Consider the following 18441-nt stretch of genomic DNA (forward strand, 5'->3'; position numbering starts at 1 on the left):
CAAAATATCTCTATTTATTTTGTACTTAATAAGGAAAAATATTTATGATAAATAATTAATAAAATATGTTATAATTAAATATATACAGCACGATATATATTTTACATGTTATAATAGCTTTATCGAAAGTTTCTGTTCTAAATGGTTTTGGCACGATTCTGTGCGCAAATTGCTAGCCGTTTCATAAAATGGAATAAGGCTTGTGACATTTATTGATATCCAAAATTAAGTAAAGTGACTTAAATTTATGGGGGTTAGTCATGGCGAACACATACTTTAATGATGCGATTATTGGGAATTCCAGCATGCTTGTGTGCTTAACACGGAATGGAGAGTTGACAAGACTATTCTGGCCTAATATTGATTATCCGCAGCATTTTGAAAAGATGGCGACGGGAATATTTTATACAGGCCAGAAAAACAGTACTTCGTGGTTTTACGAAGACAACTGGCATCAAAATCAGTATTATGTGGAAGATACCAATATTTTAAAAACGGTATATGAGGATGGTGGCAGAGGACTTCGGGTGGAGCAGACGGATTTTGTTCTAAAGGACAAAGATGTGATGGTGAGAAGGTATATAATAGAAAACATTGGGCCAAATGAAGTGGAACTGGGTTTTGTTCAATATTCTTCAACAGTCTCTACAACTCCTGAACTAAGAAGCACTTTATTTGATTTTGATGTGGATGCTCTGATTCATTACAGGCATAATTATTATATTTCCATTTCATCCGACATTGAAGTTATGCAGTTTCAATTGGGAAATAATGCTTTTGACAGTGCCAGATATACCGAGCTTAACGGATATGACTCCATAGGAATGATGAAGGATGGGGCCATGTCTTTTAATATAGGAAAAATTGCACCGGGAAAGAAGAAAACCTTTAATCTCTTCATCTGTGCCTCCCATACCTTAAAAGGCGTTAAGCAGTTGGTAAGGATGTGCAGACAGATGAATGTCGATGAGGAGTACGAGAATACCCGAAAATACTGGATGGGCTTTTTGAAGAATTCAAGAGCGATTGTAACGGGAGATAAGAGGATTGATGACTTGTATAAAAGGTCTCTTCTGGTATTTAAGCTTATGTCCGACGAAAAGACAGGAGGATTGCTGGCTTCCGCGGAAATAGATGAAGGATTCACAAGGTGCGGACGCTACGCATACTGCTGGGGAAGGGACGCGGCATTTATTACCGGTGCATTGGATGCTGCAGGGCTTACCGAAGCAGTGGATAAGTTTTACGAGTGGGCTGTAATGACTCAGGATGATGACGGCTCGTGGCAGCAAAGGTATCATATGGATGGAAACCTTGCGCCTTCATGGGGCTGCAGGTGGATGAGACAGGTACTCTTATATGGGGTATGCTGAAGCACTACGAGGTCACAAAGAATAAAGATTTTCTTAAAAGTATGTGGGAAAGCATAAAAAAGGGTGTTGAGTTTTTAACCCGGTTTATTGACAGCGACACGGGATTGCCTGCTCCCAGCTACGATTTATGGGAGGAAAGGGTAGGAGAGCACACTTATTCCAGCGCTGCGGTATACGGGGGAATTAAAGCCGGTGCCGAAGCGGCAAGGATTCTCGGTGCTCCCGAAGAATTAATTAAAAAGTGGGAAAAGGCGGCTTCGGATATGAAGGCCTCCATAGAGAAAAATCTTTGGAGGGATGAGGCGGGCCGATTCATTCGAAGTGTGCGCACCAAGCTCAATCCATGGGGAAGTGAACATTCGCCGTACACGACGATAATCAAAGTCAATGAAAAAGGTTATTTCCGGGATGTGACTTTGGAAGACTGGACTATTGATGTGAGTCTTCTTGGAGTTTCTATTCCTTTCGGTGTCTTTGATACACAGGATGAGAGGGTAAGAAAAACGGTGGAGGCCATTGAAAGCTCTTACTTCCCACCCTGTTGGCGGAATAAAAAGATATGAGAACGACAATTATATTGGAGGAAACCCATGGGTATTGGCAACTTTGTGGGTGGCCCTGTATTATATTGAAATAAAAGAATATGACAAAGCAAAGGATTACTTCAAATGGGCAACTAAATCCTGTACTGCCCTTGGGCTTTTGCCGGAGCAGGTGAGCAAGGATAACGGAGAGCCTTGTTGGGTAATACCTCTTACATGGTCCCATGCCATGTATGTATTAGTGCTTTCGGGACTTAAAGAGGCAGGAGTTTTATAATTTTTTATTTATATAGCTTTTGCTTTGTTATAATAATAAGGAAGAAAACTGTTTTAGTGAATGGAGAGACAAATGGCAAAGCAAAAATCGTTTTATGTATGCCAGGAATGCGGCTACGAAAGTATAGGCTGGATGGGGAAATGTCCTTCCTGCAGTCAATGGAATACCTTTGTTGAGGAAATCCAGGAAACCAAGAGTAAGAGTCGGAGCGGAGCTGTTCTTACCAATGTGAAGCCGGTTAATATAAACGATATTGAGACAGATAACGAAGAACGATATCTCACAGGTATGAAGGAAATGGACCGGGTGCTCGGAGGTGGAATTGTTAAGGGCTCCCTTATTCTTGTGGGAGGAGATCCGGGTATAGGTAAGTCCACTCTTTTGCTGCAGATATGTGACAAGATAAAGATAAAAACCAAAATTTTGTATATTTCCGGTGAGGAATCTATTAAGCAAATAAAGATACGTGCCGATAGATTGAATGTAAGAAATCCTAATCTTTTGATGTTGTCTGAGACCAACTTCAAGGTTATACAGGCTCTAAGCGAAACCGAACGGCCGGATCTCATTATAATTGATTCAATACAAACGATGTTTAATGATGAATTGCCCGCAGCTCCAGGAAGCGTTAGCCAGGTAAGAGAAATTACCTCCGGACTTATGAGGATTGCAAAAACGCTCAACATAGCAATAATAATTGTGGGCCATGTAACCAAAGAGGGCTCCATTGCAGGACCTAGAGTACTGGAGCACATGGTGGACACTGTATTGTATTTTGAGGGCGAAAGGCATTTGAGCTATAGGATTTTGAGGGCAGTAAAGAACCGCTTTGGCTCCACAAACGAAATAGGAATATTTGAGATGCGGGATGTGGGGCTTGTAGAGGTGGATAATCCGTCATCAATGCTTTTGTCGGAAAGAACCGAAAGTGTCCCTGGGTCTGTGGCCGTAGCAACTTTAGAGGGCACAAGGCCTATGCTGATAGAAATTCAGGCTCTGGTTTGTCCCACAAGTTTCGGGATGCCTAGAAGAATGGCAACCGGCCTGGATTACAACCGGATTACGCTGCTGATGGCTGTTTTGGAAAAGAGGGTGGGCATGCAGCTTCACAATTACGATGCATATGTAAATGTGGTGGGCGGACTTAAGATTGATGAGCCTGCCTGCGACCTTGGCGTGGTAGCTGCCATAGCTTCAAGCTTTAGAAACATTCCGGTGGATATGAACACCGTATTAATAGGCGAAGTGGGCCTTACCGGTGAAGTAAGGGCTGTAAGCCAGATAGATAAAAGAATCAGGGAGGCTGTCAGAATAGGTTTTAAAAATTGTGTGGTTCCAACTGGAAATATGAAGGTTATAAAGCAGATGAAAGAGATAAATAATATAAATGTAAAGTATGTGGAGAATGTACAAGAAGCATTGAATATACTTCTATAGCCATATTTTAATTTAAGCAAATACAGCTGTTTGAAATAATATATTTCATTGGAGGACCTATGACTGGCCTGGATAAAAAAAGGATGATGAAATAATTGATGTGTTAAGAATGATGGCACCGGGAACTTCACTTAGAGAAGGACTGGACAATATTTTGCTGGCCCGGACAGGTGCCCTTATTGTGATAGGCGATTCTGAGAAGGTTCTAAGTTTGGTTGAAGGTGGATTTTACATCAACAAGGATTATACTCCGGCGCATATCTATGAGCTGGCAAAAATGGATGGAGCCATAGTTCTCAGTAAGGACCTGAAAAAAATATTGTATGCCAATGCACTGCTTGTTCCCGACACATCGATACCTACAGGAGAGACTGGTACAAGGCATAAAACAGCCGACAGGGTTGCAAAACAGACGGGAGAAGTGGTGGTGAGCATATCCCAAAGAAGAAATATTATCACCATTTATATGGGGGCAAGGAAGTATATATTAAGAGAAACCCCCGTTATCCTTGCAGAAGCCAATCAGGCACTCCAAACTCTTGAAAAATACAAAGCTGTCTTGGTTGAGGCTATAAACAATTTAAGTGTACTGGAAATTGAAGATATTGTGACATTGGATGATGTTGCCTTTGTCTTGCAGCGTACGGAAATGCTGATGAGAGTTGCTGCGGAAATAGAAAGGTACATAAGTGAGCTGGGTTATGAGGGAAGGCTTATTAGTTTGCAGTTGGATGAGCTTCTGTCAAATGTTGATACTGATGAGCTTTTTATTATTGAAGATTATGCTGTACGCACGGACCTTCGCTCCGATGAGATTTTGGAAAGGTTAAGACAGCTGTCTTATGACGAGCTTATGAACTTGGTCAACATATGCAATATTTTAGGTTACAGACCAAATGCGGATGCCTTTGAGATGGTTATAAATCCAAAGGGATACCGGCTTCTAAGCAGGATTCCCAGAGTTCCCGTAAGCATAATAAGGAATCTGGTAGAAAAGTTTTCAAACTTGCAAGGAATTTTGAACGCTTCCATCGAAGAGCTTGATGATGTAGAAGGAATAGGTGAAGTTAGGGCAAGGATTGTCTGGGACGGCCTAAGGAGAGTTCAGGAACAAGTCTTTTTGGATTCCAGAAGGCTATAGTAAATCCGTAATGCTAATGTAAATGAAAAGAGCCTATACTTTTTGGGTATCGGCTCTTGTTTTTCTATCTCAAATTATATTTTCCAAGCATCTTTATTCTTTCAAGTTCCTTTAATATAATGTCGTAAAGATTAAGATCAAGAGTATTACATATTGAAGCTAGATAAAACAGATTCCTGCCAATATCCTTTTCGATAAGGTCCCTGCAGTTTTCGCAGAGCTCTCCCTCGATGTGGGTCTTCATTAATTTCTGGACTTCATCAAAATCCGCACCAACGGGATAATTCTGTTTTTCGGCATTGATTCTGGTGCACCCGCACTGAGTAACAGCCTTTACTATTCCGCGATTCACCCTGCCGTTTGAGTCCTGAAACTTTGTGATTAGATCCAAAATACTCTTGTTTCTTACTAGAAGCTCACCGACTGTAAACTGAAACTCATCTACCTTTATGTCCTTCAATATGCTCACTCCTTAGGTGTATTGATAAAACACAGAAATTTTAACGGGCAACAAGTTAATAAGTAGCAGACTTCTTAAGAACTATGATTGATTACTTCACTATCATTATAATTCTTTGTAGGACTCTTTGTCAATTAAAATCGGGATGGATAAACCTGCCATGGGCTTAAAAAATGAAATGACGAGGGATTATATAAGAGTATAATGTAATTTGTGCTCAAAAATAAGAGGAAATAAAAGATAAATTAAAATTTTAATAAAATATACTTGACATGGCTGTTGAACCTGTATTACAATATTGGAGTGTCAAAAACTTGGTTCACTATTAAATTGAACTAAAGAGTTAATTTCTATAAATCAAATTTGTTTTCGATTAAGGAGGTAAAAGGTTCGATGAATACTTTTATGGCGAAACCCCGTGAAGTACAGAGAAAATGGTACGTGGTTGACGCAGAAGGAAAACCATTGGGAAGACTGGCTAGTGAAGTGGCTAAAATTTTGAGAGGGAAACACAAACCCGAGTATACTCCACATGTTGATACAGGTGACTATGTAATAGTACTTAATGCCGACAAGGTTGTACTTACCGGTAAGAAACTGGATCAAAAGCTTTACAGACACCATTCACTGCATCCGGGAGGATTAAAGGAAATAAAGTACAAGCACTTTATTGCTCAAAAACCTGAAAAGGCAGTAGAAGTTGCTGTAAAGGGCATGCTTCCGAAGAACAGTCTCGGCAGAGCAATGTTTAAGAAGCTCAAGGTATACAGAGGAACTGAGCATAAGCACGAAGCTCAAAAACCGGAAAAATTAGAAATTAATGTTTAATGGGGAAGGAGGAGTAATTACTTATGGCTAAAGTACAATACTACGGTACTGGAAGAAGAAAGAAATCCGTTGCGAGAGTTAGACTTGTTCCGGGAGATGGAAAAGTTATTATAAATGACAGAGAACTTGACGATTATTTCGGACTTGAAACTTTAAAGACTATTGTTAAGCAGCCGTTGGTGCTGACTGATACATTAGGTAAATTTGACGTCCTCTGCAAAGTGGCAGGAGGCGGTTATACAGGTCAGGCTGGTGCTATCAGGCACGGTATTTCAAGAGCACTCTTGAAGGCTGACGAAGAATTGAGACCCGCTCTTAAAAAGGCTGGATTCCTCACAAGAGACCCAAGAATGAAGGAAAGAAAGAAATACGGTCTCAAAAAAGCAAGAAGAGCACCACAGTTCTCAAAGAGATAATATTATCAAAATGGAATATATCAAAACCCCAGAAATTGCAAAGTTTCTGGGGTTTGTTATTATAAATTCATAATGAGTTCTGCATTATTCTTTTCTCTTACAGTCTTCAAGGAGATTAATAATGTTTAACAGAGTAGTTTTCTACCTCCGCTTTCTCCTTTAATCCTTAGGAATTCTCCTTTTTCCGCTTCTAAATTTAGGTTGTTGAAAATAAGTAAATAGTAAACTAATATTGTTGACATTTGTAGGATGAAACGCTAATATAGGAGATACCTCTATTATATGAATAGGTTTTCTTGGGCTGTCAGTTAATTACAACAACACTGTGAGGAGGAATGCTATGAATTCAAAAGGTTTTGTTTGTTTAGTAGTCTCAGTTTTATTAATTGCAGTAAGTGCCGCTATGCCCATTAACATGTTTGCCCAAGCTCAAGGAACAACGGTTGTACTTCAGGTTAATAATACTGTTGCAACAGTTAATAACGAAAGTATAACTTTGGACGTTGCTCCATATATCGACGAAACCAGTAACAGGACACTGGTGCCTTTAAGGTTTATATCAGAATCTTTGGGATATAATGTTACATGGGATGCCGAAGAAAAAGCAGTCAGGATTTTCAACAAGGTTGATATGAATACCATAGATGACTCTGAAGAAGATGAATCCACAGGTACATCAGTAGAATACTTCAGATCATGGAGTACATACAAGTATATAAAACTGAAAATAGGCAGTGATGTTGCCGAAATATGTGATAACTATATAATCGGTGAACGTGTTGAAATAACCGAAGTGCCTATAGAACAAGCTCCGGTAATTAAAAACGGGAGAACAATGCTTCCTATAAGATTTGTTGCGGAGCAAATGAATTTAAAAGTGGACTGGGACGGTAAAACTCAAAAAATAACAATTTCATCAACAGGAGAAGAATATGTTCCGGAGGCTATTGAGACTGCACTTGGGAAAATTGCAGTACCTCATGGTAATTCGGATGTTAATACGGAAAACGACCCCGGATATGTGAAATCAAAGCATCCTCAGAATTATCTCATGAAAGTCGGCAGTGACGGCTTTGGGTATTTCATAGATGTGGTGGTTCAATCGGCGGAAAGCAGCGAAGCAGTCCTTAAAGGATCAATTATTGGATTGAGAGAGGATAAAGCGTGCTTTATGTATACCCTGACCAATCAAGATGATTATAGATATGACGGAACCATACAGGTTATCGGTGAAGGTTTTGTTGTAAACTATACGGATGCAAAGGGTGAAAAGTGTTCTGTCACTTTTTCAAATAAGTAATTTAAAGTAATTTCTAATGCTTATTCATTGACATATTTACTTCTGACGGCCCTTAAGAAACCTGAAATTATGAGAAAGAATATTTATCAAAAGTACCCATCTTAGGTCACATCTTACACTATTGTAATTACAGCAACAATATAATAAAATAAAATATGTTTATAAAATGAACTTAAGAGAACTTAGGATATAGTTATATAAACCACGACTTTTGGAGGGCAATATGCTGCTAATTAAAAACGGTAAAATTCTAACTATGGCCGGCAAAAATTATGAAAACGGATATATTCTTATTGATGCGGGGAAAATAGTTGAAGTGGGAGAATATACTTCTCCACTCAATCAAGAGGTTTTGAACGAAGGTAATTTGGAAATTATTGATGCAAAGAATAAATATATACTTCCGGGACTTATTGACGCCCACTGCCATGTGGGAATGTGGGAGGATTCGGTTGGGTTTGAAGGGGATGACGGCAATGAAATGACGGATCCCGTTACTCCTCATCTTAGGGCTATAGACGCGGTATATTATCTGGACCGTGCATTTTCGGAGGCGCGGGAAAACGGTGTCACTACTGTAGTTACGGGACCGGGGAGTGCCAATGTTATAGGCGGACAGTTTGTTGCCCTAAAAACCTACGGAAGACGGATAGAGGAAATGGTGGTAAAAGAGCCTGTTGCCATAAAAGTAGCTTTTGGAGAAAACCCAAAGACTGTATATAATGAAAGAAAAATGGCGCCTTCGACTCGTATGGCTACAGCGGCAATTCTCAGGGAAAGCCTGATGAAAGCCAAAGAATATAAGGAAATGACGGATAAATACAACTCAAATCCGGATGAAAACGACAAGCCAGAATATGATATGAAAATGGAAGCGCTGTTAAAGGTTTTAAACGGTGAAATCCCGATAAAAGCGCATGCCCACAGGCGGATGACATCCTTACAGCTATAAGAATTGCAAAGGAATTTGGACTAAGACTTACAATAGAACATTGCACAGAAGGTCACCTTATAAAGGACATTCTTGTAGAGGAAAGAGTTTCTGCAATTGTAGGTCCGTCCCTTACCGACAGGTCAAAGGTGGAGCTTCGAAACTTGAGTTTGAAGACACCGGGGATTTTGTCAAAGGCAGGAGTAAAGGTGGCAATAATGACGGACCATCCGTGTACCCCAATTCAGTATTTGATTCTGTGCGCAGCTATGGCAGTAAGAGAGGGTATGGACGAGATGGAAGCTCTTAAGGCGATTACCTTAAATGCTGCCCAGCTTACAGGTATAGCCGACAGAGTGGGAAGCATAGAAGTCGGGAAGGATGCGGACATAGCCATCTATGACGGTCATCCGTTTGACATAAAGTCTAAAGTTTCCACAACCATTATTAACGGAAAGGTTGTTTACGAGAGGAATAAAAATGAAAGAGATTAAAACCTATTCACAACAAGATACAATTGAATTTGGGAAAAAGCTTGGAATGCTACTTAAAAAAGGCGATGTTGTCTGCATAACCGGAGATCTCGGTACGGGAAAGACGGTGCTGACAAACGGCATTGCATGGGCTTTGGGCATTGATGAATATATAACAAGTCCGACCTTTACGATAGTTAACGAGTACGATAGGGAAGACATATCCCTTTATCACTTTGATGTTTACAGGATTTCTGACCCGGAGGAGATGTTTGAAATCGGATTTGAAGAATATCTCTACAATGGCGGAGTAGTGGTGATTGAATGGGCGGACCTTATAAAAAGTATACTGCCCGGGGACAATATTTGGATTAACATAAAGAAGGACTTGGAAAAGGGAGCAGATGCCCGGATAATCCGTGTGGAATTCAACGGCGAAAGGTACCGGGACTACGAAGAAAAGCTTGGGTCAGGAGATGAGGAACGAAAATGAAAATATTGGCTTTGGATACATCGGCACTGGTTGCTGCTGTTGCGGTGATGGAGGATGACAGGCTTCTTGGAGAGTATATGCTAAATCACAGGAAGACCCATTCCCAGCAGCTTATTGCAATGATTAGGGAGGTTCTCGGTTCTTTGGAGCTGGTGCCGAAAGATATAGATGTTTTTGCAGCTTCCACAGGCCCGGGTTCTTTTACGGGGCTAAGGATTGGAGTTACTACTGTAAAAGCAATGGCATATGCGGCGGGAAAGCCTGTCGTAAGTGTGCCAACTTTAGATGCCATAGCATATAATATTCCAATAAGCAGTTTTACGATATGTCCTGTTATGGATGCAAGAAACAACCAGGTGTATACTGCTTTGTACGATTGGGATGAAAACGGACAAAAGAGAATTACGGATTATTTGGGAATACCGGTGTCCGAATTGGTAAAGCTTATAAAAGACATGGGTAAAAAGGTTATTTTTGCCGGAGATGCTGCAAAGATGCATGAGGAGTATTTTAGACAGGAGCTTGGGGATGACTTTAAAATTGCTCCGGGAAGTCTTCTTCTTCAGAGAGCGTCATCTGTGGCTCATATCGCATATTTGAAAGCAATGAACAACGATTTGGAAAGCTGTTTTGACATGGTGCCTTTCTATCTTAGAAAGTCCCAGGCAGAAAGAGAATACGAGAAAAAGCTTTGTAAAGATTGCTAGGGTGGGGCAATGGGTTTGGATGATGTTCAAGTATCATATATGACTCTTGAAGATATTGATGACGTGATGATTGTAGAGAAGCTGAGTTTTACAATCCCATGGTCGAAAAATGCACTCATTGAGGAAGTACTAAATAACAGGATGGCCATATATATAACGGCAAAGATAAAAGGAAAGGCTATTGCTATGCCGGTATGTGGAAAATTTTTGATGAAGGACATATTACCAATATAGCGGTGCATCCGGAGTATAGAGAGAATGGAGTGGGCAGCAGGCTTGTGGAAAAACTGGTAAGCATTGCAAAGGAACAAGGGATTGTAAAAATGACTCTGGAAGTTAGAAAAAGCAATGCAGCGGCTCAGTCATTGTATTTTAAATATGGCTTTAGAGAGCAAGGATGTCGGAAAGGCTATTACTCGGATAATGGCGAAGACGCAATTATAATGTGGAAAGAAAATGTATAGTTTGTTATGTAAATCAAATTAAAATTATAAAATAAAAAGGATTTTATCATATCATAATAGAATATAATGCGTAAAGGATAAAATTGTGATAATCAGTTTTGCTTGTGTAAAATCAAAATGAGAGTAACGACGGTTTGTGTTCGAGATATCAGTCGTTTCAGAGTTAAATTCCACGATGTGTTACTTTGAAAAATTAAATCAAAGTCTTTCCGTTTAGTTTTCAAAATAGCTGGTTTAAAGGGGGAAAGTGTATGCCGCAAGTTAGTGGGTTACCTGTCAATATGCTAAGAAAGGAATGTGATCCTAGTTCTTTCACATTCAATGATACCTCAGAGCTTCAATCCCTTGAAGGAATTATAGGTCAGGAACGCGCTGTGCGGGCCATGACATTCGGACTTAAAATCAACACCCGTGGCTACAATATTTTTATGAGTGGTATGACCGGAACTGGAAAAACTAGTTATGCTGTGAATTACATCAAGAAGATAGCTAAAAATTGCAAGACTCCGGACGACTGGTGCTATGTCTTTAATTTCGAAAATCCCAATCAGCCTAAGGCAATAAATCTGCCTGCAGGACTTGGCAAAGTGTTTAAAAAGGATATGGAGGACTTTATCAAGGTACTTCAGCTTGAAATCAGCCGGGCTTTTGACAGTGAGGACTATGAAAGGGAAAAGGCATCGATTGCAAATGAGTATCAGGAAAAAAAGTCACAACTTTTGGAATTATTGAATAAAGACGCTGAAAAACAGGGATTTAAAGTAAAAACGACAAATGCAGGAATATACTTTCTTCCGGTGATCGAAGGCAAGACAATAACCGAGGAAGAATATGGAGAACTGGATGAAAAAGTTAAACAGGAAATAACGGAAAGATCAAATATAGTTCAGCTTGAGACTTTGGAAATAATTAGAAAGATAAAGAATATTGAGAAGGAAGCAGAAGAAAGAGTTGCCGAATGGGAAAATAAAATTGCATTGTTTGCAGTGGGAATGCAGATAAATGACATGAAAGAAAAGTACAAGGACTATAAAGAATTGGTCAAATATCTGGAACAGGTCCAGGAAGATATCCTTAAAAATCTAGATGACTTTCGGGATGAAGAGTATTCCGAGGACCATCAGTTCATTATACCTTGGATTAAAGGCAACGAAGGCTCACCTACGGACAAATATAAAGTAAATCTGCTTGTGGACAATTCTGGACTTGAAGGAGCTCCTGTCATAGTGGATTTCAATCCCACCTATTACAACCTTCTTGGAAAATTGGAATACGAAAACGAGTTTGGAACTATGACCACTGATTTTACTATGATAAAGGCGGGGTTGTTTCACCAGGCAAATGGAGGTTATTTGATACTCCAGGCAAAGGATGTACTTAGCAATGTTCAGTCCTGGGAAGCGTTAAAGAGAGCTCTAAAAACACGCCAGATAGCAATTGAGAATATGAAGGAGCAGATGGGGCTTGTTACGGTATCCACATTAAAGCCTGAGCCCATACCTTTGCAAATCAAGGTAATATTGGTGGGAAGCGAATACCTGCACCAGTTGCTTTATGAGTTTGATGAGGATTTCAAGAAGCTCTTTAAAATAAAAGTGGATTTTGATGAGGAGATGGACAGAAACGAGGACAACACCTTGAAGCTGGCCCAGTTTATAAGCTCGTTCTGCAGAAGAGAGAACGCACCTCATTTTGACAGGACAGGGGTGGCAAAGGTGGTGGAGTACAGTTCACGCATGGTTGGTAATCAGAACAAGCTCTCCACAAGGTTTAACGACATTGTTGAGATACTCTGTGAATCTGCGGCATGGGCTGAAATTGACGGCAGCAGTCTGGTTAAGGCAGAGCATGTAAATAAAGCAATTCAGGAGAAGATATATAGATCAAACAAGTATGACAACAAGCTTCTGGAGCTTTTAAAAGACGGTACCATAATTTTGGATACCGAAGGTGAGGTTGTAGGTCAGATAAACGGCCTTACTGTACTTGACATGGGGGACTATTGCTTCGGAAAGCCTTCAAGAATAACCGCAAACACCTTTATGGGTGAAAAGGGAATAGTAAACATTGAAAGAGAAGTTGAAATGAGCGGAACATCACATACAAAGGGTGTTTTGATTTTGAGCGGATACATAGGACAGAAGTATGCTCAGGACATACCGCTCTCCCTGACCGCAAGCTTGTGCTTTGAACAGTTGTATAGCGGAGTTGACGGCGACAGTGCATCGAGTGCAGAGCTCTATGCGATTTTGTCAAGTCTTGCGGAGGTTCCCATAAAGCAGAGTATTGCGGTAACAGGTTCTGTTAACCAGAAAGGGGAAATTCAGCCAATTGGCGGGGTTAACGAGAAGATAGAAGGATTTTTCGGGCTTTGTAAAGCTCGGGGGCTTGACGGCAGACACGGGGTAATTATTCCACATCAAAATGTCAGGAATCTGGCTTTAAACGATGAGGTTATTGAAGCGGTTAAAGAGGGTAAGTTTCATATATATGCAGTAAAAACCATAGATGAAGGAATTGAAATACTTACTGGAAAAAGTGCAGGAGAAAAAAGAGAAGACGGAACTTATCCTGAGGGGACAATAAATTATCTTGTATATGAGAAGCTTAAAAAATATGCAAGGACAGTTGCCGGGTTTGGCAAGGATGAAAAGGATTCAAAGAAAGACTCCGAATAAATTCTAAAGCTAAAGACCATGTACAGGAGAGGGTAAATCTTTATAGTTTGCTAGCGATTTTGTCCATAAGCTTGTTCACGGTTTTCACCTTCCATATACCTTACGGGAGGTGACTTAAGACAGCTTATGGTCTTTTATTTCATAAAAAACTATAGGGGGAGAAAAATGAAATTGAAAATCGGAAAAATATTTGATGTCTTAATGTTGATTATAGGGGTTTTGGGAATACTGGACTTCTTGATGCTGATGGCTATTGGTACGGTAATTAACTTTGGTATTTTGTTTCCTCTGGTTGCGGGAATAGTTCTTACCTTTGCAGCATCTGTCAGGCTTGCGGGCAAAGGGGATATGCTCCGAATCAAAAATACGGTTCTAAGAAGATTGTTTGCCGGGGCCTGCATTGCTTTTGCCGCTTCATTTGTCTTGATACAAGGTTTGATTATTTCATCTTCATTCACCGATAAAAATGTCGAAGTTGATTATATGGTTATTCTCGGTGCCGGACTAAAGGGGGATCAAATAACTCCGACTTTTCGAAACCGGTTGGACAAGGGTATAGAATATCTTCGTGCCAATCCTGAATTAAAGGTGGTGGTGACGGGAGGACAGGGACCCGGTGAAGATTTGACTGAGGCAGAGGCAATGAGAAGGTACTTGGTAAACCATGGAATTGAGGAAGACAGAATTATCCTGGAAGACAGGGCAACCAGTACAAATGAAAATATGAAGTATACTGCAGAAGTTTTAAAGAATCTAACGGGCAGAAGCGACTACAGGATAATGATTGTGACCAATGAGTTTCATATGTTCAGGTCAAAAATCCTTGCACGGCATAACGGATTTACACCCTATGGAATTACTGCACCGACAAATCCTGTTGTGCTTGTTAATTCATACATAAGAGAGTATTTTGCCATAGTAAAATCATTAATTTTTGATGTAATTCTGGATTAGTCAAAGGAGAAAATTAATTTAAACCTGGAGAAAATAAATCGGAGAAAAATAAAAAAGACCTTAAAAAAAGATCTTAAATATAATGGTCGGGGCGACATGATTTGAACATGCGACCCCTTCGTCCCGAACGAAGTGCGCTACCAAACTGCGCTACGCCCCGATTCACCATTATATTTTAGCACCAAATTGTTTAATATGCAATAGGGAATTTGAATCTTTTATTAGAATGTTTTGTACATTTCTTTTTTTGTGCCGCAAATGGGACAAGCGTCAGGAACATTATCAAGGACTGTATGTCCGCAAACGGGGCAGATATTTACTGTGCTAAACTGTATATCTTTTCCTTCTTTTGCCGCTTTCTGTGCTTCGGAGAATAAATTTGCATGAATCTTTTCGGCTTCCAATGCATAGTGAAAACTGCGCTGGGCTCCTTTTTCATTTTGAAACTTTGCAGTTTCTATATACACGGGATACATCTGTTCAACTTCATGAAGCTCACCGTTTATAGCACCCTGCAAGTTTTCCACCAAGGTTCCGACTCCGAAAACTGCTCCGGCCGGTACTGTGTAATCACCCTTTTGGTCTTTGAGTTCGTTGAAATGATTGCCTGCATGGACTTGTTCGGCGTATGCTATTGCTTTAAAGAGTTTGCCTATGTTTGGGAAACCATCCTTTTCCGCAAGATTTCCCCAATAGAGATATCTCATGTGAGCCATACTTTCACCGCCGTATGCGGATCTTAGAAAATCGGCGGTCATTGCATTTTTTACTGACATGCATTTACACTCCTTTACTGTTTTGTTTATGATTGTGAAAAAAATTCCCTTTATAGTATCTATGGTTGGATTGAATTATATACCTCTTTGGACTGTTTTACACATTATTTGTGCGGTTTTGAACAAGAATGAAGAAAAACAACCGGATGATATAATAATATGATATAATATTATTACATAGCTGGAGGTTTTTGATGTTTTCCGGTTTGATGCGGGAGGTATAATGTGGAAAATCTATTTCTTTTAAAAATAATAAAGGCTCTTGTAATTGCGGGGATTTTAGGTGTAATATATGGCATTGTGGGTCTTGTAGTCCTGTACTTGAGTGATGACAAAGGGATTTTGGAGAATCAAAGCAAGTACAGCACATCCGTCGGAAATGCTTTATTGATTATGCATACCTTTTTTGAACCTGGCAAAAAGCCCCAGACAGAACAGGTTATATGGTTAAAAAGAAGGAGAACCCCTGTGGAGAGAGGGGTTCTGGGATTAGATGAACTCAATTATGATAAGATTAGAATAGGGGGATACTCTAGCTTAAAAGGTAAAAGATTTTTCAGAAAATCAGGAGTCTAATATCTCCTGAATTTTTAACAACTTCTCAATAATAGTCTGGTTGCGTCTGTTAACTACCGGTTGCAATATATGTAGGGTTTTTATGATATCTTTTTTTCCAACCCTGTTGTTGGATTTTATATCCCTTATTTCATGTTTGAGCCCTTTGTATACTTCGCTGTACATCCGGGTCTTATTGAGATTTTCGTTAAGAACGCCTTTACGTTCGGTATTTGGTGAATATTGGGCAATTATACCAAGCATCTGGCTGAACAACTCTACCTGATCGATATTGTTGGAATCACTTGCCCTCTCATTTACTGCAGAATTTTGCAGTGTTCTTATTTTGTGGGCAGCATTTATTCCGTTTGTAATGGTCTCAAGTTTTTCGTATTTGTTCATATCTGCTCCTCGTCTTTTTCAAATTTCTAATTATATATTATGTTAAACTAACTCATCTGGTTACTTGTATAACAAAAATTTTACATAATTGCAACCAATTGCATTATTCAATGACCTTATTTAATTTTTTATATAATATAGTACATTAAAATTATTGCAGCATTGTTTTTATGTGATATAATGTATGCAGTAATTTTTATAGAATTATTTTCAAATGAATTCATAGTAAGGTTAGAGTAAAGGGGGACAAAGATTAATGAATTATTCACACGAAGTTGAAAATATGATTTGTGTTAAAAAAGGACCGAATCATGGACCTGCGCCTATCCCTGAAGAAGGAAGATGGGTTAAGGCAAAGGAAATAAAAGATATCTCCGGCTTGTCACACGGTGTGGGCTGGTGTGCACCACAGCAGGGATGCTGCAAACTTACATTGAACGTTAAAAACGGTATTATCGAAGAAGCTGGTTGAGACCCTGGGATGTTCGGGAATGACTCACTCCGCTGCAATGGCAGCAGAAATATTGGGCGGGAAGACTATACTTGAGGCTCTGAATACCGACCTCGTTTGCGATGCTATCAATGTTGCAATGAGAGAGATATTCAAGCAGCTTGTATACGGTAGAACCCAGACTGCATTCTCGGAAAACGGACTGCCAATAGGAGCAGGACTTGAAGACCTTGGAAAAGGATTGCGCTCCCAGGTGGGTACAATGTTTGGAACAAAGGATAAAGGTGTAAGATATCTTGAAATGGCTGAAGGATATATTTTGAACATCGGCCTTGACGAAAATGATGAAGTTATCGGATATAAATTCGTTCATCTCGGAAAGATGATGGAAGCTATTAGAAACGGCGTTGATCCGAAAGAAGCCTATGAGAAAAACATAGGAACATACGGCAGATTCAGTGAAGCTGTTAAAGTAATTGATCCAAGAAAAGAGTAATTGAATTAATAGAAAAGAGAGGTGATTTGACGTGATTAGATTTGAAGGTTATGAAAGAAGAATAGATCAAATAAATAAATGCATGGCAGAGTATGGATTTAATAGTCTTGAAGAGGTTAGGGAATTGTGCCTGAGCAAAGGCATTGATGTTGAAAAGATAGTAAAGGGTGTTCAGCCTATAGCTTTTGAAAATGCTGTATGGGCATATACATTGGGATGTGCAGTGGCATTAAAGAAAGGCGCAAAGACTGCTGCTGAAGCTGCGGAAGCAATAGGAATAGGATTGCAGGCTTTCTGTATTCCGGGATCAGTTGCCGACAGCAGAAAAGTTGGTTTGGGTCACGGAAACCTTGGAGCAATGCTCTTAAGAGAAGAGACAAAATGCTTCTGCTTCCTTGCAGGACATGAATCTTTTGCTGCGGCAGAAGGTGCTATAGGTATAGCAAGGACAGCCAACAAAGTTAGAAAAGAGCCTTTGAAGGTTATATTGAACGGTCTTGGAAAAGATGCTGCTTACATAATTTCAAGAATAAACGGATTTACATATGTACAGACAGAATACGATTACGGCACCGGTGAGCTCAAAGTTGTACAGGAAAGAGCTTTCTCAAACGGAGAAAAGGCAAAAGTTAAAGTTTACGGTGCTGACGATGTAACGAAGGTGTTGCAATAATGATAAAAGAGAGCGTTGACGTTTCCATCACAGGTAACTCAACAAATCCTACAAGATTCCAGCACCTTGTTGCAGGTACATATAAGAAATGGGCCTATGAAAACGGCAAGAAGTATTTCTCCGTTGCATCCGGAGGAGGTACCGGAAGAACACTGCATCCTGACAATATGGCTGCAGGTCCTGCTTCATACGGATTGACAGACTCAATGGGAAGAATGCACGGTGACGCACAATTTGCAGGTTCATCTTCAGTTCCTGCCCATGTTGAAATGATGGGACTTATCGGAATGGGTAACAACCCAATGGTTGGTGCTACTGTTGCAGTTGCAGTTGCTATTGAAGAGGCCAGCAAGGCTTAAGAGAATGCGTAGATCGTAAATATTGGGTATTAATTATTTATGACGTTAAGGAATAAATAATGTTTCTACTAAAAATAAGCAGGCATATCAAATTATAATGATAAGCCTGCTTATTTTTATAATCTCGTTTGGAAAAAGGCCGGATTATTTCAATAAAATAAAAAACATATTTTATGCATATACACTTGTACTTGTATGTAGGATTAAATTAATTTCAAATTTATTAGTTTTAGGTTTTGAATTTTTATACCGGAA

The 18441-nt window shown here is 39.7% G+C and carries 13 protein-coding genes, 1 tRNA gene and 5 pseudogenes; 15 read left to right on the forward strand and 4 right to left on the reverse strand.

Annotated features, from left to right (window positions below; translation table 11 throughout):
- The first annotated feature begins 260 nt into the window (after positions 1 to 260).
- The 3 genes and pseudogenes from JCM21531_RS12250 (at position 261) to disA (ending at position 4770) form a co-directional block, all read left to right on the forward strand.
- Positions 261 to 2192, forward strand: a pseudogene (locus JCM21531_RS12250) (glycoside hydrolase family 15 protein).
- A 72-nt stretch (positions 2193 to 2264) separates the two neighbouring features.
- Positions 2265 to 3629, forward strand: a complete 1365-nt coding sequence (gene radA, locus JCM21531_RS12255; RefSeq protein ID WP_038290320.1) for a DNA repair protein RadA — start codon at positions 2265 to 2267, stop codon at positions 3627 to 3629.
- A 109-nt stretch (positions 3630 to 3738) separates the two neighbouring features.
- Positions 3739 to 4770 (forward strand): DNA integrity scanning diadenylate cyclase DisA, encoded by a 1032-nt coding sequence (gene disA, locus JCM21531_RS12260; RefSeq protein WP_054847099.1) that lies wholly within the window; start codon positions 3739 to 3741, stop codon positions 4768 to 4770.
- Positions 4771 to 4834: 64 nt separating this feature from the next.
- Here disA and JCM21531_RS12265 read toward each other — a convergent pair whose 3' ends face one another.
- Positions 4835 to 5230 carry a nucleoside triphosphate pyrophosphohydrolase family protein gene (locus tag JCM21531_RS12265; RefSeq protein ID WP_038290322.1) on the reverse strand — a complete coding sequence of 132 codons (396 nt, stop codon included), beginning with the start codon at positions 5228 to 5230 and terminating at the stop codon, positions 4835 to 4837.
- Between the two features lie 393 nt (positions 5231 to 5623).
- Between JCM21531_RS12265 and rplM the strand changes: the two genes are divergently transcribed.
- The 9 genes and pseudogenes from rplM (at position 5624) to JCM21531_RS12310 (ending at position 14474) form a co-directional block, all read left to right on the forward strand.
- Positions 5624 to 6058, forward strand: a complete 435-nt coding sequence (rplM, locus tag JCM21531_RS12270) for a 50S ribosomal protein L13 (protein WP_038290323.1) — start codon at positions 5624 to 5626, stop codon at positions 6056 to 6058.
- 23 nt (positions 6059 to 6081) lie between these two features.
- Positions 6082 to 6474 (forward strand): 30S ribosomal protein S9, encoded by a 393-nt coding sequence (rpsI, locus tag JCM21531_RS12275; protein WP_038290325.1) that lies wholly within the window; start codon positions 6082 to 6084, stop codon positions 6472 to 6474.
- A 340-nt stretch (positions 6475 to 6814) separates the two neighbouring features.
- On the forward strand, positions 6815 to 7774 hold the full coding sequence (locus JCM21531_RS12280) for a copper amine oxidase N-terminal domain-containing protein (RefSeq protein WP_038290327.1): 960 nt from the start codon (positions 6815 to 6817) through the stop codon (positions 7772 to 7774).
- A 223-nt stretch (positions 7775 to 7997) separates the two neighbouring features.
- Positions 7998 to 9199, forward strand: a pseudogene (locus JCM21531_RS12285) (amidohydrolase).
- Positions 9186 to 9671: a tRNA (adenosine(37)-N6)-threonylcarbamoyltransferase complex ATPase subunit type 1 TsaE gene (gene tsaE / locus JCM21531_RS12290; RefSeq protein ID WP_038290329.1), complete on the forward strand. Its 486-nt coding sequence runs from the start codon at positions 9186 to 9188 to the stop codon at positions 9669 to 9671. The pseudogene JCM21531_RS12285 and the gene tsaE overlap by 14 nt, the downstream one beginning before the upstream one ends.
- The gene (gene tsaB / locus JCM21531_RS12295; protein WP_038290331.1) at positions 9668 to 10378 is read left to right on the forward strand and encodes a tRNA (adenosine(37)-N6)-threonylcarbamoyltransferase complex dimerization subunit type 1 TsaB; all 711 of its coding nucleotides are present in this window, start codon (positions 9668 to 9670) and stop codon (positions 10376 to 10378) included. The genes tsaE and tsaB overlap by 4 nt, the downstream gene beginning before the upstream one ends.
- Positions 10379 to 10387: 9 nt before the next feature.
- Positions 10388 to 10842, forward strand: a pseudogene (gene rimI / locus JCM21531_RS12300) (ribosomal protein S18-alanine N-acetyltransferase).
- Positions 10843 to 11093: 251 nt separating this feature from the next.
- Entirely contained in the window at positions 11094 to 13520 is a 2427-nt protein-coding gene (locus JCM21531_RS12305; RefSeq protein ID WP_038290332.1) for a Lon protease family protein, read from the forward strand.
- A gap of 165 nt (positions 13521 to 13685) precedes the next feature.
- Positions 13686 to 14474, forward strand: a complete 789-nt coding sequence (locus JCM21531_RS12310) for a YdcF family protein (protein ID WP_038290334.1) — start codon at positions 13686 to 13688, stop codon at positions 14472 to 14474.
- Positions 14475 to 14557: 83 nt separating this feature from the next.
- Here JCM21531_RS12310 and JCM21531_RS12315 read toward each other — a convergent pair.
- Both JCM21531_RS12315 and JCM21531_RS12320 read right to left on the reverse strand, forming a co-directional pair.
- A tRNA-Pro gene (locus JCM21531_RS12315) sits at positions 14558 to 14634 on the reverse strand.
- 61 nt (positions 14635 to 14695) lie between these two features.
- Complete coding sequence (locus tag JCM21531_RS12320) at positions 14696 to 15250, reverse strand: rubrerythrin family protein (RefSeq protein WP_038290335.1); 555 nt, start codon at positions 15248 to 15250, stop codon at positions 14696 to 14698.
- 225 nt (positions 15251 to 15475) lie between these two features.
- Here JCM21531_RS12320 and JCM21531_RS12325 point away from each other — a divergent pair, with 225 nt between their 5' ends.
- Positions 15476 to 15826, forward strand: coding sequence for a hypothetical protein (locus JCM21531_RS12325; protein WP_038290337.1), 351 nt, complete (start codon positions 15476 to 15478; stop codon positions 15824 to 15826).
- Here the strand turns inward: JCM21531_RS12325 and JCM21531_RS12330 are convergent.
- Positions 15815 to 16207, reverse strand: coding sequence for a hypothetical protein (locus JCM21531_RS12330; RefSeq protein ID WP_038290338.1), 393 nt, complete (start codon positions 16205 to 16207; stop codon positions 15815 to 15817). The two genes, JCM21531_RS12325 and JCM21531_RS12330, sit on opposite strands and share 12 nt — an antisense overlap.
- A 256-nt stretch (positions 16208 to 16463) precedes the next feature.
- Between JCM21531_RS12330 and JCM21531_RS12335 the strand changes: the two are divergent.
- Both JCM21531_RS12335 and JCM21531_RS12340 read left to right on the forward strand, forming a co-directional pair.
- Positions 16464 to 17154 (forward strand): annotated as a pseudogene (locus JCM21531_RS12335) (iron-sulfur cluster assembly scaffold protein).
- A 31-nt stretch (positions 17155 to 17185) separates the two neighbouring features.
- Positions 17186 to 18186 (forward strand): annotated as a pseudogene (locus JCM21531_RS12340) (GGGtGRT protein).
- The last annotated feature ends 255 nt before the right edge of the window (positions 18187 to 18441 follow it).

Source organism: Acetivibrio straminisolvens JCM 21531, from assembly GCF_000521465.1.
Classification (GTDB): Bacteria; Bacillota; Clostridia; order Acetivibrionales; family Acetivibrionaceae; genus Hungateiclostridium; species Hungateiclostridium straminisolvens.

What these genes read in the sequence shown, in the direction of transcription:
- JCM21531_RS12310 (WP_038290334.1), top strand. Translation starts at nt 13,686, where the DNA reads ATGAAATTGAAAATCGGAAAAATATTTGATGTCTTAATGTTGATTATA.
- tsaE (WP_038290329.1), top strand. Translation starts at nt 9,186, where the DNA reads ATGAAAGAGATTAAAACCTATTCACAACAAGATACAATTGAATTTGGG.
- disA (WP_054847099.1), top strand. Translation starts at nt 3,739, where the DNA reads ATGATGGCACCGGGAACTTCACTTAGAGAAGGACTGGACAATATTTTG.
- JCM21531_RS12330 (WP_038290338.1), bottom strand. Translation starts at nt 16,207, where the DNA reads ATGAACAAATACGAAAAACTTGAGACCATTACAAACGGAATAAATGCT.
- JCM21531_RS12305 (WP_038290332.1), top strand. Translation starts at nt 11,094, where the DNA reads ATGCCGCAAGTTAGTGGGTTACCTGTCAATATGCTAAGAAAGGAATGT.
- JCM21531_RS12280 (WP_038290327.1), top strand. Translation starts at nt 6,815, where the DNA reads ATGAATTCAAAAGGTTTTGTTTGTTTAGTAGTCTCAGTTTTATTAATT.
- rplM (WP_038290323.1), top strand. Translation starts at nt 5,624, where the DNA reads ATGAATACTTTTATGGCGAAACCCCGTGAAGTACAGAGAAAATGGTAC.
- radA (WP_038290320.1), top strand. Translation starts at nt 2,265, where the DNA reads ATGGCAAAGCAAAAATCGTTTTATGTATGCCAGGAATGCGGCTACGAA.
- JCM21531_RS12320 (WP_038290335.1), bottom strand. Translation starts at nt 15,250, where the DNA reads ATGTCAGTAAAAAATGCAATGACCGCCGATTTTCTAAGATCCGCATAC.
- tsaB (WP_038290331.1), top strand. Translation starts at nt 9,668, where the DNA reads ATGAAAATATTGGCTTTGGATACATCGGCACTGGTTGCTGCTGTTGCG.
- rpsI (WP_038290325.1), top strand. Translation starts at nt 6,082, where the DNA reads ATGGCTAAAGTACAATACTACGGTACTGGAAGAAGAAAGAAATCCGTT.